Source organism: Mycobacterium sp. NGS68 (genome assembly GCF_059812195.1).
In genome coordinates this window covers 85,801-112,595 of the sequence record NZ_JCALCE010000001.1, presented here as the reverse complement: position 1 = coordinate 112,595, position 26,795 = coordinate 85,801, and the positions used below count along the sequence as shown (strand labels likewise).

The 26,795-nt window shown below is 67.7% G+C and carries 18 protein-coding genes; 11 read left to right on the top strand and 7 right to left on the bottom strand.

Annotated features, from left to right (window positions below):
• Positions 1-30 precede the first annotated feature (30 nt).
• A complete protein-coding gene (locus tag AC5Y5V_RS00465) occupies positions 31-1,749 on the bottom strand; it encodes an AMP-binding protein (RefSeq protein ID WP_499931083.1) in 1,719 nt (572 codons plus the stop codon).
• Positions 1,750-2,174: 425 nt separating this feature from the next.
• Between AC5Y5V_RS00465 and pks2 the strand changes: the two genes are divergently transcribed.
• The 3 genes from pks2 to AC5Y5V_RS00450 all read left to right on the top strand — a co-directional run bounded on the left by pks2 (position 2,175) and on the right by AC5Y5V_RS00450 (position 13,312).
• Positions 2,175-8,513, top strand: coding sequence for a sulfolipid-1 biosynthesis phthioceranic/hydroxyphthioceranic acid synthase (gene pks2, locus AC5Y5V_RS00460; protein WP_499930479.1), 6,339 nt, complete (start codon positions 2,175-2,177; stop codon positions 8,511-8,513).
• 55 nt (positions 8,514-8,568) lie between these two features.
• Complete coding sequence (locus AC5Y5V_RS00455) at positions 8,569-10,002, top strand: condensation domain-containing protein (protein ID WP_499930478.1); 1,434 nt, start codon at positions 8,569-8,571, stop codon at positions 10,000-10,002.
• A gap of 70 nt (positions 10,003-10,072) precedes the next feature.
• Positions 10,073-13,312, top strand: coding sequence for an MMPL/RND family transporter (locus tag AC5Y5V_RS00450; RefSeq protein WP_499930477.1), 3,240 nt, complete (start codon positions 10,073-10,075; stop codon positions 13,310-13,312).
• Positions 13,313-13,431: 119 nt separating this feature from the next.
• On the opposite strand, the gene AC5Y5V_RS00445 is transcribed toward AC5Y5V_RS00450, so the two are convergent.
• The 3 genes from AC5Y5V_RS00445 to AC5Y5V_RS00435 all read right to left on the bottom strand — a co-directional run bounded on the left by AC5Y5V_RS00445 (position 13,432) and on the right by AC5Y5V_RS00435 (position 16,421).
• Positions 13,432-14,274: an amidohydrolase family protein gene (locus AC5Y5V_RS00445; RefSeq protein WP_499931082.1), complete on the bottom strand. Its 843-nt coding sequence runs from the start codon at positions 14,272-14,274 to the stop codon at positions 13,432-13,434.
• A 29-nt stretch (positions 14,275-14,303) separates the two neighbouring features.
• The gene (locus tag AC5Y5V_RS00440; RefSeq protein ID WP_499931081.1) at positions 14,304-15,488 is read right to left on the bottom strand and encodes a PE-PPE domain-containing protein; all 1,185 of its coding nucleotides are present in this window, start codon (positions 15,486-15,488) and stop codon (positions 14,304-14,306) included.
• A 204-nt stretch (positions 15,489-15,692) separates the two neighbouring features.
• The gene (locus tag AC5Y5V_RS00435) at positions 15,693-16,421 is read right to left on the bottom strand and encodes a GAP family protein (RefSeq protein ID WP_499930476.1); all 729 of its coding nucleotides are present in this window, start codon (positions 16,419-16,421) and stop codon (positions 15,693-15,695) included.
• Between the two features lie 384 nt (positions 16,422-16,805).
• Between AC5Y5V_RS00435 and AC5Y5V_RS00430 the strand changes: the two genes are divergently transcribed.
• Positions 16,806-18,263, top strand: coding sequence for a condensation domain-containing protein (locus AC5Y5V_RS00430; RefSeq protein ID WP_499930475.1), 1,458 nt, complete (start codon positions 16,806-16,808; stop codon positions 18,261-18,263).
• Here the strand turns inward: AC5Y5V_RS00430 and AC5Y5V_RS00425 are convergent.
• The 3 genes from AC5Y5V_RS00425 to AC5Y5V_RS00415 are packed head-to-tail and all read right to left on the bottom strand — an operon-like array spanning position 18,223 to position 20,898.
• Positions 18,223-18,555, bottom strand: a complete 333-nt coding sequence (locus AC5Y5V_RS00425) for a hypothetical protein (RefSeq protein ID WP_499930474.1) — start codon at positions 18,553-18,555, stop codon at positions 18,223-18,225. The two genes, AC5Y5V_RS00430 and AC5Y5V_RS00425, sit on opposite strands and share 41 nt — an antisense overlap.
• Positions 18,552-20,102: a Rieske 2Fe-2S domain-containing protein gene (locus tag AC5Y5V_RS00420; protein ID WP_499930473.1), complete on the bottom strand. Its 1,551-nt coding sequence runs from the start codon at positions 20,100-20,102 to the stop codon at positions 18,552-18,554. The genes AC5Y5V_RS00425 and AC5Y5V_RS00420 overlap by 4 nt, the downstream gene beginning before the upstream one ends.
• Positions 20,103-20,151: 49 nt before the next feature.
• Positions 20,152-20,898 carry a phosphotransferase gene (locus AC5Y5V_RS00415; protein WP_499930471.1) on the bottom strand — a complete coding sequence of 249 codons (747 nt, stop codon included), beginning with the start codon at positions 20,896-20,898 and terminating at the stop codon, positions 20,152-20,154.
• A gap of 69 nt (positions 20,899-20,967) precedes the next feature.
• Between AC5Y5V_RS00415 and AC5Y5V_RS00410 the strand changes: the two genes are divergently transcribed.
• The 7 genes from AC5Y5V_RS00410 to AC5Y5V_RS00380 all read left to right on the top strand — a co-directional run bounded on the left by AC5Y5V_RS00410 (position 20,968) and on the right by AC5Y5V_RS00380 (position 26,709).
• Entirely contained in the window at positions 20,968-21,738 is a 771-nt protein-coding gene (locus AC5Y5V_RS00410) for a lysophospholipid acyltransferase family protein (RefSeq protein WP_499930470.1), read from the top strand.
• Positions 21,739-21,745: 7 nt separating this feature from the next.
• Entirely contained in the window at positions 21,746-22,498 is a 753-nt protein-coding gene (locus AC5Y5V_RS00405; protein WP_499931080.1) for a lysophospholipid acyltransferase family protein, read from the top strand.
• A gap of 22 nt (positions 22,499-22,520) precedes the next feature.
• The gene (locus tag AC5Y5V_RS00400; protein WP_499930469.1) at positions 22,521-23,288 is read left to right on the top strand and encodes a lysophospholipid acyltransferase family protein; all 768 of its coding nucleotides are present in this window, start codon (positions 22,521-22,523) and stop codon (positions 23,286-23,288) included.
• Positions 23,285-24,103, top strand: coding sequence for an HAD family hydrolase (locus AC5Y5V_RS00395; protein WP_499931079.1), 819 nt, complete (start codon positions 23,285-23,287; stop codon positions 24,101-24,103). Before AC5Y5V_RS00400 ends, AC5Y5V_RS00395 begins: the two co-directional genes overlap by 4 nt.
• Before the next feature lie 83 nt (positions 24,104-24,186).
• Positions 24,187-25,065 (top strand): hypothetical protein, encoded by an 879-nt coding sequence (locus tag AC5Y5V_RS00390; protein ID WP_499930468.1) that lies wholly within the window; start codon positions 24,187-24,189, stop codon positions 25,063-25,065.
• On the top strand, positions 25,062-26,228 hold the full coding sequence (locus tag AC5Y5V_RS00385) for a glutathionylspermidine synthase family protein (RefSeq protein WP_499930467.1): 1,167 nt from the start codon (positions 25,062-25,064) through the stop codon (positions 26,226-26,228). Before AC5Y5V_RS00390 ends, AC5Y5V_RS00385 begins: the two co-directional genes overlap by 4 nt.
• Before the next feature lie 13 nt (positions 26,229-26,241).
• Positions 26,242-26,709 carry a DUF350 domain-containing protein gene (locus AC5Y5V_RS00380; RefSeq protein ID WP_499930465.1) on the top strand — a complete coding sequence of 156 codons (468 nt, stop codon included), beginning with the start codon at positions 26,242-26,244 and terminating at the stop codon, positions 26,707-26,709.
• Positions 26,710-26,795: the final 86 nt, after the last annotated feature.

Sequence of the window (26,795 nt, the reverse complement as noted above, 5' to 3'; positions counted from 1 at the left end):
TCGCGCGGCCTCGGCCCCCGAACGCAGCTCTCAGGCGTCCAAACGACTGAACTTGCTCTGCCGGTACAGCTTTACGCATTCCGACCGCCGGACCTTGCCGCTGGTGGTGATCGGGATGGCGCCGGGGTTCACCACGACCAGATCCGAGACCGTCAGCCCGTGCGCGGTGGAAATCGCCGCCGTGACTTCACGTTTCACTTCGCCGACCCGCCGCGTGACCTCCTCGGGCGTGGTGCCGTGCTTGCGGAATTCGATGATGGTGACCAGCTTTTCGACACCGCCGTCGGCCGGGACCGCAATGGCCGCGCAGCGGCCGTGGGTGATCTCCTGGATCGTCGCCTCGATGTCGTCGGGAGAATGGTTGCGGCCGTAGACGATCAGCAGGTCTTTGATGCGGCCGATGATGAACAGCTCAGTCTTCGAGATGAAGCCCGAGTCGCCCGTCCGCAGCCAGGGCCCCTCGGGGGTGCCCTCAGACGGATCGGCGATCTTTCCGCCGAAGGTGCGCTCGGTTTCGGCGGGCTTGTTCCAGTAGCCGACGGCGACATTGTCGCCGTGCACCCAGATTTCGCCGACGGTGTCGTCGGCGCACTCGACGTTGGTGTCGGGATCGACGATGCGCACCAGCGGCGAATCCGGCACCTGGTAGCTGACCAACGGCGTGGCGCCATCCTCGGCGCCCCGCTTGGCGAGCCCGCCGGACAGCTCGTCGGCGTCGAACTCGACGATCTTGGGTGGCTCGTTGGACGGGCTGGTCGCCACGTACACCGTCGCCTCCGCGAGCCCGTACGACGGCCGGATCGCCGCCTCCCTCAGGTTGAACGGCGCAAACCGGTCGCAGAACCGCCGAATCGTCGTGGGGTGTACCCGCTCGCTGCCGCTGAGGATCGTGCCGATGCCGCCCAGGTCGTAACCGGCCAGATCGGCGTCGGTGACCTTAGCCGCCGCCAGCTCGAAGGCGAAGTTCGGGGCCGCGGAGAACGCCTGCCCTTTGGCGGCCATCAAATGCAGCCATCGCGCGGGCCGCTGCAGGAATGCGACCGGGCTGGTAAGTGTCGCGGGAAATGCCGCCATTATCGGCGCGCACACTCCCAGCACCAAACCCATGTCGTGGTAGAACGGCAGCCAGGACACGAGAAAGCCATCCACCGGTGGCACGCCGCCGTTATAGGAGAAATATCCGGCGATCAATTGCTGGAAATTGGACAGCAGATTTTCATACGTAATCATGACGCCGGCCGGGGTGCGCGTCGACCCTGACGTGTATTGCAGATACACGGCCGACTGCCGGGTGTCGACGGGGGTGCTCAGCGACACCGAAGTGTCCAGATCGAGCCGGTCCACCTCGATTATCGTGGGGGCGGCTTCGAATGGCTGCGGCGTAATGTGTTGTGCGATATCGCCTGCGATGGCCGAAGTCGTGAGTATGACGGTGGGCGACGCGTCGCGGATCACCGAGTCGACGCGCTCGTCCGTGGCCCCGCCCATCGGCACCGAAAGCGGCACCGCGACAAGTCCGGCCTGCAATGCGCCCAGAAATGCATAGATATAAGGCAGACCCTGCGGAGCCAATATCACCGCGCGATCACCCGGCGAGGCACACCGTTTCAGCTCCGTCGCAACATTGACCATTCGCCGGTATAACTGGTACCAGCTCACCGTTTCAGGAACGCCGTCCCAATCCCGGTCGTAATCGACAAACGTGAATGCCGTGCCGTCGGGTTGCAGATTGACGCACTGGCGCAACATTGCGGGAATGGAGGGCTCAACCACAGGGCGTCACACTACCTCTCCGACGTCCGCGATGTCTCACGCATGAGCCAACATCAGCGACGCCCGTTGGGTCACGCTCGTTGTCTGGCGCCGTTAGGCGAATCTGTGGAGCGCCACTCTGGGGCCCCCTGCGAAACATGTGGCTAATGGGGCGATTCGGCAACCGCATGGCACCTGACGTGCGACGCTCGCGTTCGGCGGCGGCGTGGCGTCCGGCGGGCGTCGCCTTTGAGTCGGCTGTGAGTACCAGAATATTTTGGGACGACCGCACGATTTTTCAACATGTAGCGAATAGAGCGGTTAGGCTGCTGGTGAACTCCAAGCGCATTTGGCTTCGCTGTCGGGATCGGGGCGGATCTACCTGCAGTGTCGCAGCGCTCGAGTCGTATCGAAATCGTCGATTGTCCCGTGCCTGCGTGGCGGGAAGAAGAGGGGAACGGACCGTGGATGACTTGCGTGTGACTCCGGTGGCGGTGATCGGCATGGGCCTGCGGCTGCCCGGCGGGATCGACACACCTGAGTTGCTGTGGGACGCATTGCTGCGCGGCGACAACCTGATCACGGTCATCCCGATGTCACGCTGGGACGCCGACGAGTTCTACGACCCGGAGCCCGGCGTGCCCGGCCGCTCCGTCTGCAAGTGGGGCGGATTCCTGGAAAACCCCGCGGACTTCGACAACGAATTCTTCGGCATCAGCGAGCGCGAGGCGATCAACACCGACCCGCAGCAGCGCCTCCTGCTGGAGACGTCGTGGGAGGCCATGGAGCACGCCGGCCTCACCCGGGGCGCGCTGACCGGCACCAAGACCGGGGTGTTCGCCGGGGTGACGCACGGTGACTACACCATGGTCGCCGCCGACGCCAACGCGTTGGAGGGTCCGTACGGATTCCTGGGCAACAGCTTCAGCATGGCCTCGGGCCGCGTGGCGTACGCGCTGGGCGTGCACGGCCCGGCGATGACCGTGGACACCGCGTGTTCGTCAGGTCTGGCCGCGGTCCACATGGCGTGCCGCAGCCTGCACGAGGGCGAAAGCGATCTGGCCCTGGCCGGCGGGGTGTCGCTGGCGCTGGAGCCGCGCAAGGCCGCCGCCGGATCGGCGCTGGGCATGTTGTCACCGACGGGCCGCTGCTCGGCGTTCGACGTCAACGCGGACGGTTTCGTGCCTGGCGAGGGCTGCGTGGTCCTGCTGCTCAAGCGGCTGGACGACGCGCTGACCGCCGGCGACCGGGTCCTGGCCGTGCTGCGCGGAACCGCCGCCAACCAGGACGGCCACACCATCAACATCGCGACGCCGTCGCAGTCCGCCCAGGTGGCCGCGTACCGCGCGGCGCTGGCGGCCGGTGGCGTGGAGCCGTCCACAGTCGGCATGGTCGAGGCCCACGGACCCGGCACCCCGATCGGTGACCCGATCGAGTACGCCAGCCTGGCCGAGGTGTACGGCGTCGACGGCCCTTGCGCGCTGGCGTCGGTGAAGACCAACTTCGGCCACACCCAGTCCACCTCCGGGGTGCTGGGCCTGGCCAAGGCGATCCTGTCGCTGCAGCACGGTGTGGTGCCGCGCAACCTGCACTTCACCCAGCTGCCCGACGAGATCGCCGCCATTCAGACCAATCTCTTTGTGCCGCAGGTGACTACGCCGTGGCCGACCACCAACGGCAAGGTCGCGCCGCGGCGCGCCGCGGTGTCGTCGTACGGCTTCTCGGGCACCAACGTGCACGCCGTCGTCGAGCAGGCCCCGGAGACCGGGGTCAAGGTTCTGGACGAGTCCGCCACCCCGATGGCGTCGCCGCTGTTCTTCCCGCTGTCCTCTACCTCCGCGGACGCGCTGCGCAAGACGGCGAAGCGGCTGGCGGACTGGGTGGAGCAGCACCGGGAGTCGCTGGCGCTGTCTGACCTGGCCTACACGCTGGCCCGTCGCCGTGCCCACCGGCCGGTGCGCACGGCAGTCATGGCCGGCAGCTTCGACGAGCTGATCGAGGGCCTGCGCGAGGTCGCCGGCGGCGACGAGCCCTACCAGCCCGCGGTGGGTCAGGACGACCGCGGCCCGGTGTGGGTGTTCTCCGGGCAGGGGTCGCAGTGGGCCGCCATGGGCGCCGAGCTGCTGGCCAAGGAGCCGGTGTTCGCGGCGACGGTGGCCGAACTCGAGCCGCTGATCGCGCGCGAGTCCGGGTTCTCGGTGACCGAGGCGCTGACCGCGCCCGAGACGGTGACCGGCATCGACCGGGTGCAGCCGACCGTGTTCGCCATGCAGGTCGCGCTGGCCGCGGCCATGAAGTCCTACGGGGTGATCCCGGGCGCGGTGATCGGCCACTCGATGGGTGAGTCCGCCGCGGCGGTGGTCTCCGGCGCGCTGTCACTCGAAGACGGGGTGAAGGTCATCTGCCGTCGCTCCAAGCTGATGACCACCATCGCCGGATCGGCCGCGATGGCGTCGGTCGAGCTGCCCGCGCTCGGCGTGCAGTCCGAGCTGACGGCGCTGGGCATCGACGACGTGGTGGTGGCGGTGGTGACGTCGCCGCAGTCCACGGTGGTCGCCGGGTCCACCGAGTCGGTCCGCAAGCTGGTCGCCACCTGGGAAGCCCGCGACGTGATGGCCCGTGAGGTGGCCGTCGACGTGGCCTCGCACTCCCCGCAGGTCGACCCGATCCTGCCCGAGCTGCGCGAACTGCTGGCCGACCTGCAGCCGCAGGCACCCGGTGTCGCGTACTACTCGGCGACCCTGTTCGACCCGCGGGAACGGCCGTCGTGCGACGCCGGCTACTGGGCGGACAACCTGCGCCACACCGTGCGCTTCTCGGCCGCGGTGCGCGCCGCCCTCGACGACGGCTACCGGGTCTTCACCGAGCTGTCGCCGCATCCGCTGCTGACCCGCGCCGTCGAGCAGACCGCGTCCAGCATCGGCATGCCGGTGGCCGCCCTGGCCGGCCTGCGCCGCGAGCAGCCGCTGCCGCACGGGCTGCGTGGCCTGCTGTCCGACATTCACGCCGCGGGCGCCGCGGTCGACTTCTCGGTGCCCTACCCCGACGGCCGCCTGATCGACACGCCGCCGTCGGCGTGGACGCACCGCACCCTGATGCACAGCCCGGCCGACAACCGTTCGCAGGGCGCATTCAGCGTCACGGTGCACCCGCTGATGGGCTCGCACGTGCGGCTGGCTGAGGAGCCGGAGCGGCACGCGTGGGAGGGCGAGGTCGGCACCGCGACCCTGCCGTGGCTGGGTGACCACCAGATCCACAACGTGGCCGCCCTGCCCGGGGCCGGCTACTGCGAGATGGCGCTGGCCGCGGCCCGGACCGTGCTCGGCGAGCAGTCCGAGGTCCGTGACGTGCGCTTCGAGACGATGCTGCTGCTGGACGAGGAGACCCCGGTGTCGGCCAGCGCGACGGTGGCCTCGCCCGGTGTCGTCGAGTTCAAGGTGGAAGCGCTGCAGGAGGGGCTTGGCCACCTCCGCCGCGCCTCGGCCGTGCTGCACACCGCTCCCGAGGAGGAGCCGCCCGCCCCGTACGACATCCCCGGCCTGCTGGCGTCGCACCCGCTCGGCGCGGACGGCGACGAGATGCGCAAGCGGTTCGACGAGCACGGCGTGCAGTACGGCCCCGCCTTCACCGGCCTGGGTGCGGTGCACGTCACCGACCCGGAAGCCAGCGAACACACGGTGCTGGCCGAGGTCGCGCTGCCCCCGTCGATCCGTTCGCAGCTGAACCTGTACACGATTCACCCCGCCCTGCTGGACGCCTGCTTCCAGGCCATCGCGGCCCATCCCGAGGTGCAGGCCGCGGTGAGCGGCGGCCTGATGCTGCCGCTGGGGGTGCGCCGCCTGCACGCCTACAGCTCGTGCCGCAGCGCCCACTACTGCTTCATCCGGGTGACCAACTCCAGCGCCGCGGGCATCGAGGCGGACGTGGACGTGCTCGACGAGCAGGGCAAGGTCCTGCTGGCCGTGCAGGGGTTGCTGCTCGGCGCCGGGTTCTCCGAGCACGGCAACCGCAACCGCGTGCTCAACGAGCGGCTGCTGACCATCGAATGGCAGCCCCGCAAGCTGCCGGAGAATGACCAGGCCGGCGCCGGAAAGTGGTTGCTGCTCAGCACTTCCGCCGACGCCAGCGCGGACGCGATGGCGGTCAAGCTGGCCGAGGCGCTGCAGGCCAAGGACGCGCAGACGTCCACGGTGTCGTGGCCGCAGGGCGGTGACCACGCGGCGATCGCCGAGGCGTTGCGCGCCCAGCTGGACAACAGCGGGTACACCGGTGTGGTCGTGCTGACCCCGCCGGCCAATGACGCCGCCGCCACCGCCGCGTTCAGGGGCGGTGACCTCGTCGCGCACCTCGTGCGCATCGGCCGCGAACTGCTGGAGATCGAGGGCGAGTCGCCTCGGCTGTTCGTCGTGAGCGGCAACGCCCAGACGGTGCTGGCCGACGACCCGGTCAACCTCGAGCAGGGCGGCCTGCGCGGGCTGCTGCGCGTGATCGGCACCGAGAACGCGCACCTGCGCACCACCCACATCGACGTCGACGAGCAGACCGACGCCGAGCAGGTGGTAAGCCAGCTGCTGTCCGGCTCCGACGAGGACGAGACCGCCTGGCGCAACAACGAGTGGTACACCGCGCGGCTGTGCCCCACCGCGCTGCGGCCCGAGGAGCGGCGCAACACCGTCGTCGAGCACGAGAAGCAGGGCATGCGCATGCAGATCCGCACCCCGGGCGACCTGCAGACCATGGAACTCGTTGCGTTCGACCGGGTTCCGCCGGGCCCCGGCGAGATCGAGGTCGCGGTCACCGCGTCCAGCATCAACTTCGCCGACGTCCTCGTCGCCTTCGGCAAGTACCCCAGCTTCGAGGGGCACCTGCCTAAGAACGGCACGGACTTCGCCGGTGTCGTGACCGCCGTCGGGCCCGACGTCACTGACCACAAGGTCGGCGACCACGTCGGCGGCATGTCGCCCAACGGCTGCTGGGGCACCTACGTCACCTGCGACGCCCGGCTGGCATCCCCGTTGCCCGAGGGCCTGACCGACGTCCAGGCCGCCGCGGTCACCACGGCGTCGGCCACCGCCTGGTACGGGCTGAACGACCTGGCCCGCATCCGGTCCGGCGACAAGGTGCTGATCCACTCCGGAACCGGTGGGGTGGGCCAGGCGGCCATCGCGATCTGCCGCGCCGCCGGTGCCGAGATCTTCGCCACCGCGGGCAGCCCGGATCGGCGGCAGAAGCTGCGCGACATGGGCATCGAGCATGTCTACGACTCGCGCAGCATCGAGTTCGCCGAGCAGATCCGCCGCGACACCGGCGGGTACGGCGTCGACATCGTGCTCAACTCGGTGACCGGCGCCGCGCAACTTGCCGGCATCAAGCTGCTGGCCCTGGGCGGACGGTTCATCGAACTCGGCAAGCGCGACATCTACGGCGACACGAAGGTGGGCCTGTTCCCGTTCCGGCAGAACCTGTCCTTCTACGGCGTCGACGTCGGCCTGCTGTCGGTCAGCCACCCCGCGGAGACGCGCACGCTGCTGGACACCGTGTACCGGTTGACCGCCGACGGCACGCTGCCGATGCCCGAGGCCACGCACTACCCGCTGGCCGAGGCGGCGACGGCGATCCGGGTGATGAGCGCCGCCGAACACACCGGCAAGCTCATCCTCGACATCCCGCGCACCGGGCGCAGCAGCGTCGTGCTGCCACCGGACCAGGCCAAGGTCTTCCGCCGCGATGGCTCCTACATCATCACCGGTGGTCTCGGCGGTCTGGGCGTGTTCCTGGCCGAGAAGATGGCCCTGGCCGGCTGCGGCCGGATCGTGCTCAGCTCCCGCTCCGAGCCCAGCCAAAAGGCGCTCGAGACGATCGAGCTGATCCGCGCTATCGGCTCCGACGTGGTGGTGGAGTGCGGCGACATCGCGCAGGCGGGCACCGCAGAGCGACTGGTGTCGGCGGCGACGGCCACCGGGCTGCCGCTGCGCGGGGTGCTGCACGCGGCCGGTGTGGTCGAGGACGCCACCCTGGCCAACATCACCGACGAGCTGCTGGCCCGCGACTGGGCACCGAAGGCGCACGGAGCGTGGTACCTGCACGAGGCCACCAGCGACCAACCGCTGGACTGGTTCTGCCTGTTCTCGTCGGGCGCGGCGCTGCTGGGCTCGCCGGGTCAGGGCGCCTACGCGGCGGCCAACAGCTGGATGGACGCCTTCACCCACTGGCGGCGCGCGCAGGGTCTGCCGGCCACCTCGATCGCCTGGGGCGCCTGGGCTGAGGTCGGGCGCGCGACCGACGTGGCCGAAAGCACCGGCGCCGCGATCGCCGCGGAAGAGGGTGCCTACGCGTTCGAGTCGCTGCTGCGCCACAACCGCGCCTACACGGGCTACACGCCGATCATCGGTGTGCCGTGGCTGGCGGCACTCGCGGAACGCAGCCGCTTCTTCGAGTTGTTCCAGGCCGGCCAGAGCAGTTCGGGCAACAGCAAGTTCCGCGCCGAGCTCAACGAGCTGCCGCTGGAAGAATGGCCCGCCAAGCTGCGCCAGCTGGTTTCTGACCAGGTCGGGATGATCCTGCGGCGCACGGTCGACCCGGATCGTCCGCTGCCCGAATACGGCATGGACTCGCTGGGCGCCCTGGAACTGCGCACCCGCATCGAGACCGAGACGGGCATACGCTTGAACCCGAAGAACGTCACCACCACGGTGCGGGGTCTGGCGGAACACCTGTACGAGCAGCTGGCTCCTCAGGACGCTGCGGCCACAACCTCGTGACGGGTCGTGACGGCCTAATACGCCCGGGAGACGTGCGCGACGACAGGAGACGACGGTGCTGATCGGCCCGGTTGAAGTGGGAACCATCAACGAATGGCAGCCGAACACGGGTGCGCTCGTGTCGTGGCACCCGTCGGCCGCCTCGCGCGCGAAGGCGCAGGCGGCCCCGGTCAGCGACGTCCCGCCGAGCTACATCCAGACCCGGCACCTGCGTAGCTTCGTGCAGCAGGCCGAGCGGGGGCTGGAGCATTCGCGGCTGCTCATCGCGTCCTGCTCGGTGTACGGCAAGTGCGACATTCGCGCGTTCACCTACGTCATCAACGCGCACCTGCGCCGGCACGACACCTACCGCAGCTGGTTCGACTACCAGGACTCCGAGAACATCGTCCGGCACACCATCGCCGACCCGGCCGACATCGAGTTCGTGCCGACCGAGCACGGCGAGAAGACGGTCGAGGAACTGCGGGACCAGATCCTGGCCACGCCGGACTCGCTGCAGTGGGACTGCTTCAGCTTCGGCATCATTCAGGCCCGCGACCGCTTCACCTTTTACGCGAGCATCGACCACCTGCACGCCGACGGGCAGTTCGTCGGCGTGGGGCTGATGGAGTTCCAGACGATGTACGCCGCGCTGGCGATGGGCGAGCCGCCCGTCGGGATGGGCGAGGCCGGCAGCTACCTGGACTTCTGCGCGCGGCAGCGCGAGTACACGTCGGGCCTGACGCTGGACACCCCGGAGGTGCGCTCGTGGGTCGAGTTCGCCGAGGCCAACAACGGCACGCTGCCGGAATTCCCACTGCCGCTTGGTGATCGGTCGGTGCCGTGCAACGGCGACCTGGTCAGCGAGACGCTGCTGGACGTCAAGCAGACGGAGCAGTTCGAGGCCGTCTGCAACGCCGCGGGCGCGCGGTTCATCGGCGGCATGTTCGCCTGCTTCGCCTTCGCGCTCTACGAGTTGACCGGCGCCGAGAGCTATGCGGGCATGACGCCCAAGGACACCCGCAGCACGCAGTCGGAGCTGACGACGCAGGGCTGGTTCACGGGCCTCATCCCGGTGACGTTCCCGATCACCACGACGTCGTTCGAGGAGACGGCGAAGGCCGCGCAGGCCTCCTTCGACTCCAACAACCACCTGGCAAAGGTGCCGTTCGAGCGGGTCGTGGAGCTGGCGCCGACGCTGCGTCGGCCGCAACCGCTGTTTTCGCTGGTCAACTTTTTCGACGCGTACGTTCCACCGCTGTCGATGCTCACCAAGCTGTTCGAAGGGCAGAACGTGGCGACCTGCAGCGACGGGCGGGTGACGTATCCGCTGAGCACGCTGGTGGGCCGGTTCGACGAGACCGCGGCGACGGTCATGTTCCCGGACAACGCGGAGGCGCGGGAATCCGTCACCCAGTTCCTGGCGGCGCTGAAGTCGGTGTGCGGCCGCGTCGCCGCCGGCGATTGGGCGCCCCGGGTTCCCGATGTCGCACTCACCCTCAAGAAATGAAGCTGGTGGTGTGCGGGCGATTTCGCGTATATCTGTAGTTCGCAGCTGGTTTTTTCGCAGGTGGTCATAGGTGGCACGGCAGACCGAGTTGGATAGCCCGGCCACAGCCGCAGGGTTCTTTCCCCGGCTGGGCCGTTTCATCGTGCGCCGACCGTGGGTCGTGATCGGGTGCTGGGTGGTCCTCGCGGGCATTCTTTCGCTGACGATGCCCTCCCTGGAGGAGGTCTCGCAGAGGCATCCGGTCTCGATCCTGCCCTCCGACGCCCCGGCGTTGGTCACCAACCGGCACATGACCGCCGCGTTCCACGAGCAGGGGCTGCAAAGCATCGTGGTGGTGGTGCTGACGGACGAAAACGGCCTGAACGACGCCGACGAGGCCGTCTACCGAAAACTGGTCGACACCCTGCGCCAGGACACCGCCGACGTCGTGATGATGCAGGACTTCATTTCCACGCCGCCGCTGCGCGACATCATGACGAGCAAGGATCACAAGGCCTGGATCCTGCCGGTCGGCCTGCCCGGCGACCTGGGTACGAAACAGTCAAAAGCGGCCAACCTCAAGGTTTCCGAGATCGTCAAGCGCACCATCAAGGGATCCAAGCTGACGGCCAATCTGACCGGACCCGCGGCCACCGTCGGCGACCTTAACCTCACCGGTCAGCGCGACAGGATGCGGATCGAGTTCGCGATCACCATCCTGTTGTTCGTCATCTTGCTGATCATCTACCGCAACCCGATCACGATGGCGTTGCCGATGATCACGATCGGCTTCTCCGTGCTCGTCGCGCAGCGCGTCGTTGCCGTAGTGGGTCTGATGGGGCTGGGCATCGCCAATCAGACCGTCATCTTCATGAGCGGGATGATGGTCGGCGCGGGAACGGATTACGCCGTCTTTCTGATCAGCCGATATCACGACTATGTGCGACAGGGCACGGACTCGAACGAGGCCGTCGTCCGGTCGCTGACCTCCATCGGCAAGGTGATCGCGGCATCCGCGGCCACCGTGGCCATCACGTTCCTGGCGATGATCTTCACCCAGCTGGGCATTCTCAAGACCGTCGGTCCGGTGTTGGGTATCTCCATCGCCGTCGTATTTTGTGCCGCGGTGACATTGCTGCCGGCGCTGATGACGATCGCCGGTCCGCGGGGCTGGATTACGCCGCGCAAAGATCTCACTCGAAAGTTCTGGCGGCGTTCGGGGATACACATCGTCCGCAAGCCCAGGACGCACCTGGCGATCAGCATGGTGGTGCTGATCGTTCTCGCCGGCTGCGCGGGCCTGGCGCACTACAACTACGACGACCGCAAGACGTTGCCGGCCGATGTGGAGAGCTCGATGGGATATGCCGCGCTGGACCGGCACTTCCCGACGAACTTGATCATTCCCGAGTACCTCTTCATCGAATCGCCGCACGACATGCGCAGCCCGCAGGGCCTGGCCGATCTGGAGGAGATGGCCCGACGGGTGAGCCAGGTGCCCGGCGTCGCGTCGGTGCGGGGCATCACGCGACCCACCGGCGAGTCCCTGGAACAGGCCAGGGCGACGTGGCAGGCCGGGCAGGTGGGCAACAAGCTGGACGAGGGCTCCCGGCAGATCTCGGAGCACGGCGGCGACCTGGACAAGCTGGCCGGCGGGGCCAACCTGATGGCGGGCAAACTCGGCGAGGTGCGCGACCAGGTCAACCAGGCCATCGCCGGCACCAGCGGCCTGATCGACGCCCTCGCCTTCCTGCAGAACCTCGGCGGTAACAAGGCCCTCGGTCAACTCGAGGGCGCCGAGCGGCTGATCGGCAGCATGCGGTCGCTCGGCGACGCGATCGGCGCGAACTCCAATTTCGTTGCGAACAACAGCGAATGGGCCAGCCCGGTGTTGGGCGCCCTCGACACCAGCCCGGCCTGCGACCTGGATCCCGGCTGCGCCAGCGCCCGCGCCGAACTGCACCGCATCGTCGCCGCCCGCGACGACGGAACCCTGGGCAAGATCTCCGAGCTGGCCCGGCAGCTGCAGTCGACGAACGCCCTGCAGACCCTGGCGTCCACGGTGTCCGGCCTGCGCAAGGCACTCAACGCGGTCATGGCCACCATGGGCAAGCTGGGGATGAACAGTCCCGGCGGCATGCAGTCGAAGATCACCTACGTCAAGCAGGGCGCCAACATGCTCGCCGACGGCAGCAAGCAGTTGGCCGACGGTGTGCAGCTGCTGGTGGAGCAGGTCAAGAAGATGGGCGGCGGGCTGGGTGAGGCCTCGGCGTTCCTGCTGGCGATGAAGGACAACGCGGGCTCGCCGTCGATGTCGGGATTCTATGTTCCGCCACAGATTTTGGCGTACGCGATCGGCGGCCCGAACGATGCGCCGCCCCTGCCTGGCACGGCGCAGGAACTCTTGCGTGGGCTCAAGGTCGACCAGCTCAAGAAGATGGCCTCGGCGTTCGTCTCACCCGACGGACACGCGGTGCGCTACCTGGTGCAAACCAGCTACAACCCGTTCAGCACCGCCGCGATGGATCAGGTCAACTCGATCACCAACACCGCGCGGGGTGCCCAGCCGAACACTTCATTGGCCGACGCCAAGATTTCGGTCGGCGGCCTTCCCGTCATGCTGAAGAACACGCGGGACTACTCCGACAGCGACCTGCAACTGATCATCATCATGACCATTTGCATCGTGCTGCTGATCCTGATCGCGCTGCTGCGGGCGATCGTCGCGCCGCTGTACCTGATCGGCTCGGTGATCATTTCCTACCTGTCGGCCCTGGGCATCGGCGTCGTCTTCTTCCAATTCCTGCTCGGCGGCGAAATGCATTGGAGCGTGCCCGGACTGACCTTCGTCATCCTGGTCGCCGTGGGAGCCGACTACAACATGCTGCTGATCTCGCGGATCCGTGACGAGTCGCCGCACGGCGTGCGCTCCGGCATCATCCGCACCGTGACCTCGACCGGCGGCGTGATCACCGCGGCGGGCCTGATCATGGCCGCCTCGATGTTCGGCCTGCTGTTCTCCAGCCTCACCAGCGCCGTGCAGGCTGCCTTCGTGCTCGGCGTCGGGCTCCTGCTGGACACCTTCCTGGTGCGCACCATCACGGTGCCGGCCATCGCCGCGCTGATCGGTAAGGCGAACTGGTGGCCGTCGAAACTTGGTGGCGGCCAAGGCTTCCAGTGGCCGGCCCGCTGGCCGCGGTTCGGGCGCGGCGCTGGCGTCAAGGCGCCGCCCGCCCGGCGCCGGTTGCTGCCCGACGCCGAGAGAGAGGTCCTGGAGTGGGAAGAAGAGGACCTGATCGGCTACTCGGTGGCCGACGGCCTCCGGCTCTAGGGGCCTGAGTTCGCGCGTGGAGCGTGGGGGTTATGGATGGATTTGCCGGGCGTCCATATCCTCCACACTCGGTGAGGCCCTGAGCCCGGGCCGACGGCCGATGCCCTCACCTCGGGTGCTTAGCCGAATAGCTGCGACGCGTTGGCGCGCAGGACCTTTCGGCACCACTCGTCGCCCAGGCCCAGCCGCGTGATCGATTCGATGGCGTGCGGGTACGAATACGGGATGTTCGGGTAGTCGCTGCCGAACAGCACCTTGTCGGCCAGCGTGCGAAGATCGGTGACTGCGGCCGGCGGGAACGGATGCAGCTGTTCGGTGAAGTCCGTGAAGACCATGGTGGTGTCCAGGTAGACACCCGGATACCGATGGGCGAGTTCGATGAAATGCGAATACTCGGGCATGCCCATGTGCGCGATGATCAGCCGCAGCGCGGGATGACGGCGCAGCACTTCGGCGACCGGCCCCGGGCCGGTGAAGGTGCCCGGCGCCGGTCCGGAGCCGGCGTGAATGACGGTGGGGACCTGCGTCTCCTCCAACGCGGCCCACACGGGTTCCAGCTGGGGATCCGTCGGCGAATAATCACCGACTTGAACGTGGGCCTTGAACACTCGCGCCCCGTCAGCGATCGCCCGGCGCACGTAACCGGCCGCCGTCGGTTCGGGATAGAACGTTGCCGTGTGGATGCAATCCGGTGTGTCAGAGGCGAATTGCGCCGCCCAGGCATTCAGCCACTCGGCCATGTCCGGTTTGTGCGGATACACCAGCGAGGTGAAGGCCTCGACGCCGAAATCGCGCAACCGGACCAGCCGGGTTTGTTCGTCGACCCGATACGAGATCGGCCATTCGCGATCGAATAGCTGACCGGCCCGATCGAAGTAGGCCCACACCTTCTTCATCACCTGGTGCGGCATGAAGTGCGTATGCACGTCGATCGTCGACTCGAGGCCGACACCGTCCAGCAGCCGCCGGACCGCGGCTACCTCCCCGTCGACTACTTCTTGCCCTTGGGCAGCAGGTCGCCCACCTTCGACAGCGGACCACCCTTGCCCGGCCCCGGACCACCCTTGCCCGGGAGCGCGTTGGCGCCCACCTTCGCGGCGGAGAGCGGGTTGGGGCCGGCCTTCGCGGCGGGCAGGGCGTTGGGGACCGCCGAGGCGGCGCGGCCTGCAATGTTGGCGATGGAGAAGCCGGTAGTGACCGCGGTGATGCCGGCGTTGGTGCTCTCGATCGGTATGGAGATCGCCGGGATGATGTTGTGGGCCCCCTTGACGCCGTTGATCACGTCAGTCGGGTTGGGGGTGGGGCCCTGCGGCGGACCGTAGGCACGGTCGACCATGGGCGTCAGCACCGCGTTGAGCGGTCCGACCGCCTCGGGAGGCAGGTGAGCCATGTCCACGAGCGCCTTGACCAGCGGCAGATCGCCCTCGTTGCGGATCAGGTACGTCGTGGTGGTGGCGCCGCGGCTGTTGACCGTGGTCGTGATGTCCCCGGGCGCAACGCGAGACGGGTCCGCGAAGGCCGTCGCGCTGTGGCCGTAGTAGCCGCCCGCGGTGATCCCGTTGAGCACGGCGAGCAGGTTGCCCATCCGCTCGGGCGGGTTGGAGAAGATGTCGTACTGGCCGACCACGTTGATCGTGTTGTACTGGCTCTCGATCGGCCCTTGTACGGTGTAGTCGATGATCGGCACGTGGGTCCCGGGCCGGAACACGTGGCTCAGCAGGTTGTTCGGGTCACCGGCCTTGATGAACGTGATCTGGTCGGCTGGGGGCGCGTGCGGGTCGGTCGCGAGCCGCGCCTGCTCGCGGTCGAGCGCCAGGGTGCCCTGCGAAAGCCCGGCCGCCGAGATGGGGCCGTTGGTCCGCCGGATCGCCGCGTCGAGGTTGTTCGCCCCGGTGTTCACGGACTGGCCGATGGTCGGTGAGTTCATGCCGGTGACCGGCCAGAAGCTGCCCGGGTACGGGACGACGACGCGGGCCGAGGCGGGGTTGTAGAAGTTCTGGCCGATCTGCGGGTCGGTCGCCGGGTTGAAGTGGTACAGCGAGCGCAGCGGCTTGTAGGGCGACGGCGCGGTGCCGGGGACGATGAGCGCGGTGTCGGCCGCGGCGACGCCGTTGCCGAAGATGGCCGCTGAGCCCAACATTCCCGCGGCGACGGTGCCGACCAGCACCTTCTTCATGACTCCCCCTAAGAGCCCACCGACAACGGCCGTCGTCGTGATCTGACCCGACACGCCCAACAAGACCACAGAGATCCAACAGACCACAGGGATCAACAGCACGCCGGTAGATGTAGTGGCCATGCTACCGCTCACATGCCGAATAAGGGACGGAAGTACCGGACTCTTAGAAACCGCCTAGCGGCGCCCGCGCGGGGAAGCTGGTCAGAGGCTCGTCAGCCCGAGCGTCAGCATGAACACGCCGACCACTCCTAGCAGAATCGCGGCCTCCCGTCGGCTCCGCGTCTGCAACCAGCCCTGCAGCCTGGCCATGAATTCGCGCGTCTTGCCGGGCGCGATCAGGTAGCTCAGCAGCGGGATCTCCACCAGGGTGAACGCGACGACGTTGAAGGTGACGACGGCCTGAACCTGCGCCGCCGGCGCGGCCCCGGAGGCGAGGATGACGGCTATCGCGCCCAGGTAGTTGGCGGACGGCAGCGCCGTTCCCAGGCCGCTCACCGCGGCGACCAGCAGCGAGTCGCCCTTCAAGAATTCCCGCACCCGCTCAGAGTGTTTGCGCAGGCCAGTGGGCGGTGTGCCCTCCAGCAGGGCCACCCCGGCGTCTACCGTGGGGCCGCCGACCGCGGCCTCCACGGGTTGCCGACTGAAGCGCGCCCCGACGCTGGAAGCCACCAGCCCGGCCAGCAGCAGCGCGATCACGCCGGTCGCGATCTGCACCTTGGCGATGGTGAAGTTGCCGTTTTCCACCAGCGGGGTGGCCCGCAGGACGAACAGCGTCACCAGGCCCACGCTCAGGCCCATCGCGAGGCCGCCGCACAAGAAGGCGAGTAGCTGCAGCAGTGGCCGCGGACGGTTCAGCATGAGCACCGCCAACCCGAGCCGTACCGGCTCGAAGATCACCGAGATCGCCATGACGAGCACGGTGGTCCACATGATGGGGAACCGTACTCCTCCGGCGCTGGCGGCGCGGACGGAAACGGGGTGTCCACCCCCGAGCCCACAAATAAACACAAGTTCAATTGTGGGAAGGTTGTGATGCGAGAGGTTGTTTGGAGCGGCTAGGCTACTAAAGCGACATCGCCCAACGGCGGGTGGTGTGGGTAGTTATACAAGCTGATTGTTTCCGCCATTCGCCCCATTCGGGGGCGCCTTGCGGGGTAACGTCACAAAAACTACCTAAAGGTACTCGGGGTGTGGGCGCTAGGGGGCTCCTGTCGTCAGTGCTGACGCCACTCATGGCCGGCCAGAAATTGGCTTGGCGGGTGGCGGACGCTGACTGTCTCCGGACCGGCCAGCGTAGAGATACAGGAGGGCGTCGTGTTCGGGATAACAACACTCCATGATTGGGTGCCGGATTCCGGCTCGGTCGTCTGTTGGCACGCGACACCCGCCGCCGACGCCAAGATCCAGCAGGCCCCCGTCAACCCGATTCCGCCCAGCTACCAGCAGACCCAGCACCTCCGCCGCTTCGGCGAACACCAGTCGCGCGGCCTCGACCTTTCCCGCCTGATGATCTTCACGTGGGATCTGCCGGGCCGCTGCGACATCCGCGCGATGAGCTACGCCATCAACGCCCACTTGCGCCGGCACGACACCTACCACAGCTGGTTTGAGTACGAAGGCGGCGACAAGATCGTTCGCCACACGGTCACCGACCCGCACGACATCGAGCTAGTTCCGGTGCAGCACAAGGACGTGACACCGGAGGAGCTGCGCGAGCACCTCTCCACCCCGCACCCGCTGCAGTGGGATTGCTTTCTGTTCGGCGTAATTCAGAGCGCCGACCATTTCACGTTCTACGCGAGCATCGCCCATCTCTGTGTCGACCCGATGATTATCGGTGTCCTGTTCATGGAGATCCACATGATGTACGGGGCTTTGGTGGCGGGGAATGGGCCCGTCGAATTGCCGGAGGCGGGCCGCTATCTCGACTACTGTCTGAGCCAGCGCGCGGAATCGGCGAAATTGAACGTGAACTCGCCCAAGGTGCGCGGGTGGATCGAATTCGCGAAGAACAACGGCGGAACCTTGCCGTACTTCCCGCTGCCGCTCGGTGATCTGTCGGCGAACTATGCCGGAAAGCTGCTCACCGTAAGGATTTTGGACGAAAAGCAGACGGACCGGTTCGAGTCCGCGTGTGTTGCGGCGGGCGCGCGCTTCAGCGGCGGTGTGTTTGGGTGCGCCGCGCTCACCCAGCGCGAGCTGACCGGCGTCGAAGACTTCTCCGTGGTCACCACCACCGACACCCGCAGGACGCCAACGGAACTCATGACCACCGGGTGGTTCACCGGCCTCGTTCCCATTACCGTCCCGGCCACCGAGACCTTCTTCGAGGACGCCGCGCGTGCCGCACAGAGTTGCTTCGACGCCGGAATAGGTTTGGCGACAGTCCCGTTCGACCGGGTGCTGGAGTTGGCGCCCGAGGAGAGCGGGCTGAAGCGGCCCCGGCCAGGCAATTTCGTGATGTCCTTCCTCGACGCGAGTATCGCGCCGCTGTCCACCGTCGCTAACTCGGACCTGAACTTCCGGATCTACGACGAGGGCCGCGTTTCGCACCAGGTCTCGATGTGGGTCAACCGGCTGCAGCACGAGACCACGGTGACGGTGTTGTTCCCCGACAACCCGATTGCCGCCGAATCCGTGGCCGAGTACATCGCGGCGATGAAGTCCGTCTACGTCCGCGTCGCCGACGGCAGGCCCAATCGCGCCTTCGCGCACTCCGTCCGGTGCGCCGCTAACCGCGCTGATCTAGGAGCTCGTCGAGCAGTGCGGTGAATTCGTCCGGGCGGGCCGGGGTAAACGCGGGACGCCAGCGGCTGCCCGGTACGTCCAGCGTGATCAACGTCGACTTGAACGGGCGGTGCACGTCCAGCGGCAGCCAGCGCCGTAAATCCGAAGTGCCCCAGAACTGGAACCGCTGCGTGAGCAGGCCCAGCGACTCGACCTTGTACGCGGTGATCCGGTCCAGCGCGATGATCTTCGCCGTGCCGTCGGGAAAGTGGTAGCGGCGCAGCGTGATCGCCTCGCGATCCAGTTGGACGACACCGTCGTCGTAAATGCCGGTCACAGCCGGGAACTCCGCAGTTCGTGACCCCGGGTGGTCAGGCAGCGGCCGTCGCCCAGCCGCCACTGCCAGCCGTGCAGATTGCAGGTCAATGTATCGCCTTCCACCACACCGAATTTCGATAGGTCAGCCTTCAGGTGAGGGCAGCGACGCTGAATCTCCCAGCCGTCCAATGTGATCGACGCGGAGTCGTCATGGGTCTCGGCGAACCAGCCGTCGGCGTAGGCGATGCGCTCGTCGGTCAGGCATTTGAAGAACGTATACAGGTATTCGTTGTAGCCGCCGACCCGCCATGCCCGGAACCGTGTGGACAGGAAGATGGTGTTGACCCAGTCCGGTTCCCGGTCCCGCAGCACGGTACGCACCAGCTCCGGCGCGATCGCAAACCCGTAGCGCACTTTCTCGTCGGGAATACGTTCGCGCACTGCGCGTTTCGGGAAGTCCAGCACCACGGTTTCGGGTCCGATCACCAGTTCGACCGGATACCCGATGCCGTCGCAGATCTCGTCGCTTTGCAGCATGATCGGCTCGAACAGCGCACGCAGCGGCTCGAGCAGCGGCTCGCCGGAGGCGGATGCCCACGACGCCCGCTCGGCCGCCAGCACGGGCGCCATCCGCTCGGCGTAGGCGGCGATGTAGTCGGCCTTGCCGGTGGTGAAGATCGCCTCGACCTGGTCGGTGGGCAGCGGATGATCCAGCGAATTCAACTCCGAGCCGGTGAAATCCGCGGTCGAGCCCGGCATCATCAGCAGGCCCCGGTCGTGACCGTGGGTGCGCATCTGGTCCAGGAACACCATCTGGTCGGGGAAGATGTTGGCCGGGTCGGCCTGGTCGTCGTTCAGGTGGCGCAGCTCCGGGTCCAGGAAGCACGGCGGGCCCGCGGACGGCACCACCCAGGTGGCCCCCACCTGCGCCACATACTGGCGGGCGCGGTCCATCCCGCGCTGCCGTTTCTGGATCGCGAAGGCCTCCTTGGCGCGCTCCGGCATGTCGTACACCATCGGGTACCAGATCGCGCCGGAGTACTGCAGCAGATGCACGTCGATGTGGCCGAAATCGGCGGCCAGCGGATCCAGATCGACCGGCCGGGCGTCGTTCATGTTGAAAACCGTCGTGGTGCCGTCTGAAACCACCAGCGCCGAGTCGCCGATCGGCCCGTCGGCGGGCGCACGCAGCGCGATGACCATGATGTCGAGGCCACCCTTGGCTCCCTCGATCCGGTGCTGGACCGAGTCGGTCGTCTCGAAGAACCGGTGGAAACCTAGCTTCTGCAGCTCGTTGCGGAGGTCGGGCACGGGGAAGTCGGGCAGCAGGACCACCGCGTCCTTGTTGACGTGCGCGGTCAGCAGCTTCGCGTCGAAGTGATCCTTGTGCAGGTGCGAGATATAGAGGTAGTCGCACTGTCCCAGGCCGTCCCAGTCCAGCGTGCTGTTGTCCGGAAACGGAAACCAGGACGCGAAATAGGCGGGGTTGACCCACGGGTCGCAAAGGATGCTGCCCGCCTGGGTCTGGATCAGAAAGCCGGCGTGGCCGACGCTGGTGACCTGCACGAATACCTTTCTGGGCCGCTTCGAATAACGGTTCGGAGTAGCCACGAGCTTAGCGCGAGGGGCCGCCGGGGGCCGCATCCTCGCCCTGCCAGAGGCGCCGGTAGTAGTCGATGCGCGACGGGTCAGGCGCCACCCCGTAGGCGGCGAAGAGGGCGTTCTCGAGCGAGCGGCCGGGGTAGTTCCAGCCCAGCGACAGCGTGGCCACCGCGAGGTCCGCCCACCGGTCGGCCACCCCGAGGCTGTCGAAGTCCACATGTCCGCTGCAGCGGCCGTCCTCGTCGATCAGGGTGTTGGGCGCGCACGCGTCGCCGTGGCACACCACCAGCTTGTCGACCGGCGGCGGCTCACCCACGCGGGCGCGAGCCGCCGGCGTCAGCGCCGCCAGCCGGGCGGTCGCCGACCAGTCGAACGGACACGACATCGTCGGCAACCGGTCGTGCAGCGTGCGCAGGCCCGTGCCGATCGCCCGCACGGCCACGTCAGGGGCGGCCAGCCAGCGCGGATGGACCGCGGACAAGCCCGCCAGCCCGCGTGTGCGCAGCCAGCCGAGCCCGTCGTCGACCCCGAAATCCACGACCGGAGGCGCCGTCACGTAGCGGCCCGCCCAGCGCAGGCGCCGCGCCTCGCCGGCGAAGTCAGAGCGGGCCACCTTGACGAATTCCGTGCCCGAGCCGCCGGGGCCCACCCGGAACGTGACGCCGCCCAGCTCGTTGGCCCAGACCGCGCGCACCGCCCGGCCGTCGGCCAATCGGCGCACTACCGCAGGCACCGGCGGCGGGGACGACGGGAAAGACAACGCGCCCCTTTCCATGAGTCTCGGAGCACTTTCGGCGGTACGGGGCCCGGCGCACTAGGCTGGTTGGCTGTGGAACCGGTGTATGGGACCGTCATTCAGATTGTCCGGCTGCTCTTTCGTGTACAGGGTCTGAAGATAACCGTCTCGGGTGTGGAAAACCTGCCTACCAGCGGCGGCGCGGTCATCGCGATCAACCACACCGGTTACCTCGACTTCATGCTGGCGGGCCTGCCCACCTACCAGCAGGGCCTCGGCCGCAAGGTGCGGTTCATGGCCAAGCAGGAGGTGTTCGACCACAAGATCACCGGGCCGATCATGCGCAGCCTGCGGCACATCCCGGTGGACCGGGCGTCCGGCGCCGCGTCCTACGAGGCCGCCGTCCGCAATCTGAAGGACGGCGAGCTGGTCGGCGTGTATCCCGAGGCGACGATCAGCCGCAGCTTCGAGATCAAGGAATTCAAGTCGGGCGCCGCCCGGATGGCCGTCGAGGCCGGGGTGCCGATCATTCCGCACGTCGTGTGGGGCGCCCAGCGGGTGTGGACCAAGGACCACCCCAAGAAACTGTGGCGGCCGAAGGTGCCGATCTCGATCATCGTCGGCGAGCCGATCGAACCCACGCTGGCCGTCCCGGAATTGACCGCCCTGCTGCATTCGCGGATGCAGCATCTGCTGGATCGCGCGCAAGAGCAGTACGGGCCGCATCCGGCGGGCGAATTCTGGGTGCCGCACCGCCTGGGCGGCGGGGCGCCGACCATGGCCGAAGCGACGCGCCTGGACGTCGAGGAAGCGGCGGCGCGGGCCGCGCGCCGCGACCAGCGGGCCGGTACGCCGGAGCAGTGAGGTGAGCGTGGAGCCCACCTATCGCGTCCTGGTGAACGTTGCCCGGTCATTGGCAATCGCCACCGGGGCCCGGATCACCTACGGCGGTCTGGAGAACCTTCCGCGGCGCGGCGGTGCGGTGATCGCCATCAACCACACCAGCTACGTCGACTGGCTGCCCGTCGCGCTGGCCGTGCATCGCCGGCGACGGCGGATCAGGTTCATGATCAAGGCCGAGATGCAACGGGTGAAGTCCGTCGACCTGCTGATCAAGCAGGTCCGACTGATCCCGGTAGACCGCAGCTCCGGGGCCGGCGCCTATTCGGTGGCGGTGCAACGGCTGCGCGAGGGCGAGCTGGTGGGGGTCTACCCCGAGGCCACGATCAGCCGCAGCTTCGAGCTGAAGGAGTTCAAGTCGGGAGCGGCCCGGATGGCCGTCGAGGCGGAAGTGCCGATCATCCCCGTGATTGTCTGGGGTGCTCAGCGCGTCTGGACGAAGGATCATCCAAAACAGCTAGGCCGCAAGAAGTTTCCTGTTAGCGTGCAGGTCGGTGCGCCTTTTCGGGCCGGCGCGGACATCCCCGCGACGAACGCTGCGCTGCGCGAGTCGATGACGGCACTGCTGGACGAGGTGCAAGAGCGCTATCCGCGGCCGGCCGGGGCGTACTGGGTGCCGCGGCGGCTGGGTGGCAGCGCCCCGACCCCGGCGGAGGCGGCACAGTTGGACGCCGACGAGATCGCGGCCAAGGCCGCCGGTCGCACACCGCAGCAGTCGCTGTAGAGGACGGAAGGGGGACCACGTCATGGCCGAGCCGATCTTCCGGTTGTTGGAGTTTCTGGTTCCGTCCGCGATGGCGCTGAACGGCAACAGGATCACGTACCAGGGCCTCGAGCGGATCCCCGAGCGCGGCGGCGCATTGATCGCGCTCAACCACACCAGCTACGTGGACTGGATTCCCGCATCGATCGCAGCCTACGAGCGACGGCGCAGGCTGCGATTCATGATCAAGGCCGAAATGCAGGACGTGAAGGCCGTCAACTACGTGATCAAGCACGCCCAACTGATCCCGGTGGACCGCAGCGAGGGGGCAGAAGCCTACGCCGTGGCCGCGCAGCGGTTGCGTGACGGCGAACTCGTCGGGCTGCACCCGGAGGCCACTATCAGCCGCAGCCTCGAACTCCGCGAGTTCAAGACCGGGGCGGCCCGGTTGGCAATCGAGGCCGGGGTGCCGCTGATCCCGATGATCGTCTGGGGAGCGCACCGGATTTGGCCGAAGGACCATCCAAAGAACCTGTGGCGCGCCAAGGTTCCGATCACCGTGGCGGTCGGCGCGCCGATGCCGCCGGAGGGCGGGCCCGACGCGCTCAACGCGGCGTTGCGCACGGCGATGAACGAGATGCTCTATCGCGTGCAGGAGGAGTATCCCCACCCCGAGGGTGCGCCCTGGGTGCCGCGACGGCTGGGCGGCAGCGCACCGACCCCCGAACAGTCCAGGGAATTCCGGATCGCCGAACTGACCGAGCGGATGCAGAAGCAGGGCAAGCAGAACTATCAAGGCGGCCGGAACTGACGACTCCGCCGGCGCTCATCGCGTGCGACGTCGACGGCACACTATTCGACGACGACGAAACCATCAGTCCGCGTACCCGCGCCGCCGTGCGCGCCGCGGTCGCCGGTGGTGCGCACTTCATCCTCGCGACCGGCCGTCCGCCGCGGTGGATTCGGCCCGTCGTCGACGCCCTCGGTTTCGCGCCCATGGCGGTGTGTGCCAACGGCGCGGTCCTCTACGACCCGACGACCGACCGGGTGATCTCGGCCCGCACACTGTCCGTCGTTGAGCTGGCCGAGGCGGCGGAGATCGCGATCCGGGCGATCCCCGGCGCGGGGCTGGCCGTCGAGCGCATCGGCGAGCGCGCCCACGACTCCGCGACCCCGCAGTTCGTCAGCTCGCCGGGGTACGAACACGCCTGGCTCAACCCGGACAACACCGAGGTCTCCTACGCTGATCTGCTCAGCGCGCCGGCGGTCAAGCTGCTGATCCGCAAGAGCGGTGCGCGCAGCGCGGACATGGCCGCTGAACTGGCCAAACACGCCGGGATCCAGGGCGATATCACCTACTCGACCAACAACGGGCTGATCGAGATCGTGCCGCAGGGGATCAGCAAGGCCAGCGGCGTGGCCGAGGTAGCGCGCCCGCTGGGAATCGGCGACGACGAGGTGGTCGCGTTCGGCGACATGCCCAACGACCTGCCGATGCTGATTCGCGCCGGCCGTGGTGTGGCGATGGGCAATGCGCATCCCGAGGTGCTGAACGCCGCCGACGAGGTCACCGCGCGCAACAGCGACGACGGCGTCGCGCGCGTGCTCGAGCGTTGGTGGGCGTAGAACGGACGGCTCGGCTATCGCCCAACGCCGCGCCGGTGTGAAAGACTGCCGGTCGTGCGACCGTTTCGGCCCGAGGACAGCTAGTGGCGTCGGACGACGACCCGCCACCCGGAAAGGGTGAGCCGGAGAAGAAGCCTGGCAGCGCGGGTGAGGAACCCACGGCCGCCAAGCCGAAACCGCCGTGGTCTGACCCGGAGGCGCCGTCGTTCGACTGGGACGCGCCCACCTTCAATTGGGACGAGGAATCCGCGTTCCCCAAGACGTTGCCCAAGCTGCCCGACGTAGGCGCGGACCCGACGGTCGCGGCGCCGCTTCCGCCGGTGCCGCCGCCGCCGCCGGTGCCTGCCTTCGGCGAGGAACCGCCGATCGTGACACCGGTGCCGCCTCCCGCCGTCCCGGTCAAGCCCGTCGCGCGCAAGGTCGGTCCGCTCGGCGGCGAGCCCGGCAAATTCGCGTCCGGCGGCAGCATGAAGTCCCAGGATGCGGCCACCGCGAAGCCGCGCCCGCCGACGCCCGCCGAGTTGCGCGCCCGGGACAAGTACGAGCAGAAGCAGCGCGAGCTGGAGGAGGCCCGCCTCGCGGCGGAGGAGAAGCGAAAGAAGCGGAACCGCCGGCTGATCGGCGCCGGCGCGGGCGTCGGGGTGGTGGGCCTGGTTGCGGGACTTGGGTATTGGGCGTTTTCGGCGCCCACTGTGATGGCCCAGTGCGTCCGGGATGACCCGAACGGCCAGCCGGTGATCGTCCCGGACAGCTACTGCACGGGCCACACGTCGGGCCTCAACGGCTTTTTCTTCTACGGCGGACACCAATACCGGTACTACTACGGCAGTTCGGGCGGCATCGGTTCGCGGCCGATCGGCGGAACGACTACCCGCCCGTCGGGCGCGACGATCAAGACCGGTTCGGGCAGCACCATTCAGCGCGGCGGGCTCGGGGGCAAGTTCGGCGGCGGCGGCTCGTGAAGCGCGCTCGGACGCAGCCGCGGCCTGGCTGGCAGTCGATCGTGGAATCCCAAGGGCTGGTGTACGGGTTGCCGGCGCGCGACGCGCGCGGTCGGGACCGGCCGTACTGGGACGAGTCGGTCTACTACGAATTCGACATGGACGAGATCCTGGCGCTGGAGGCCGACGTCGAATTGCTGCACTCGATGTGCCTGAACGCCGTCGAGCAAGTGGTGCTGATGGAGCGGTATGCGGATTTCGGCCTGCCGGAATGGAGTTGGCCGGCCATCGCCGAATCCTGGCGTCGGTCCGACCCACATGTGTACGGCCGCTTCGACTTACGCTACGACGGGCGCCGGCCCGCTGTGCTGCTCGAGTACAACGCCGATACGCCGACCACGCTGCTGGAAGCCGCTATCCTGCAATGGTATTGGCTTAAGGACAAGTTTCCGGCCGACGACCAGTGGAACTCGCTGCACGAGCAGCTGGTGGACCGCTGGAAGGTGTTGGGGGACGCGCTGCCCAGCGGCGAGCTGCATTTCACCTGGTCGGGGGTGGAAGCGACTGGCGAGGACCAGATCACGACCACCTACATGCAGGAGACCGCCGCCGAAGCGGGTTTCCAGACGGTCGGCCTGATGATCGAGGACCTGGGTTGGGATTCCGCCCTGGAGCGGTTCGTCGATCTGGAGGACTCGCAGATCCACGGAGTTTTCAAGCTCTACCCGTGGGAGTGGGTGCTCGACGACGAGTTCGGCAAGCACGTGGTGGCGAGCATGCCGCAGACGGCGTGGGTGGAGCCGCTGTGGAAGACGCTGTTGTCGAACAAGGCGATCCTGGCGGTGCTTTGGGAGATGTATCCGGGTCACCCGAACTTGCTGCCCGCGTACCTGGACGATCCGCACGAGCTGACTGAATACGTTCGCAAACCGAAGCTCGGCCGCGAGGGGGCGAACATCACGATCGTCGGAGCCGGGATGGAGACCGCCACCGGCGGTGTCTACGGGGAAGAGGGGTTCGTTTACCAGCTGCTGGATCCGCTGCCGCAGTTCGACGACATGCGGCCGGCGTTGGGCGCCTGGTTGGTGGGGGATTCGTCGGCCGGGTTAGGTATTCGCGAAACCGCCGGACTGGTGACCGATGACGGCGCCGCTTTCGTCCCACACCGGATTCCTCTGAAATGAACGGAGATCATCGATGACGACAACCACCCTGGCGCTGTCGGGCTATTGGGATGCGGGCTACTGGAATGTGCTCGCCCGCGGGGTCGGTGCGATCGTCTTGTATGCGATCGTCGGGCTGGTGCTGATGATCGTCGGCTTCTACGCGATCGACCTCACCACGCCGGGACCGCTGCGCAAGATGGTCGACGCGGGGAAGCCGAACGCGATCGTCGTCGCCGCCGCCGGCATGGTGAGCATGGCGCTGATCGTGGTGCTGGCGATCTACGCGTCGTCGGGCAAGCTGGTGGAAGGGCTTGTCGGGTCGGCGATTTTCGGCTTCGTCGGGATCGTCGCGCAGGTGGTGATGATGCGGATCGCCGCGCTGGTGATCGGCATCGACATGGACACCCTGTTCGACGCCGACGAGTTCAGCTACGACTCGCTGATGGTGGCCGCGTCGCAGTTCGCGTTGGGCATCGTGGTGGCGGTGGCGATTCTGTAGGACGTCGCCGGCGGTCGTGCACCATCCGTCACTCTAGCCACGGGAACGGAAGCATGTGCGTCTTTGCCCACCTCCGAGCGGCAAAT

Bases quoted from the DNA above. Each gene is read 5' to 3' on its own strand.
- AC5Y5V_RS00465 (WP_499931083.1), bottom strand. From the start codon at position 1,749: ATGTTGCGCCAGTGCGTCAATCTGCAACCCGACGGCACGGCATTCACG.
- AC5Y5V_RS00440 (WP_499931081.1), bottom strand. From the start codon at position 15,488: ATGAAGAAGGTGCTGGTCGGCACCGTCGCCGCGGGAATGTTGGGCTCA.
- AC5Y5V_RS00435 (WP_499930476.1), bottom strand. From the start codon at position 16,421: ATGTGGACCACCGTGCTCGTCATGGCGATCTCGGTGATCTTCGAGCCG.
- AC5Y5V_RS00400 (WP_499930469.1), top strand. From the start codon at position 22,521: ATGGCCGAGCCGATCTTCCGGTTGTTGGAGTTTCTGGTTCCGTCCGCG.
- AC5Y5V_RS00380 (WP_499930465.1), top strand. From the start codon at position 26,242: ATGACGACAACCACCCTGGCGCTGTCGGGCTATTGGGATGCGGGCTAC.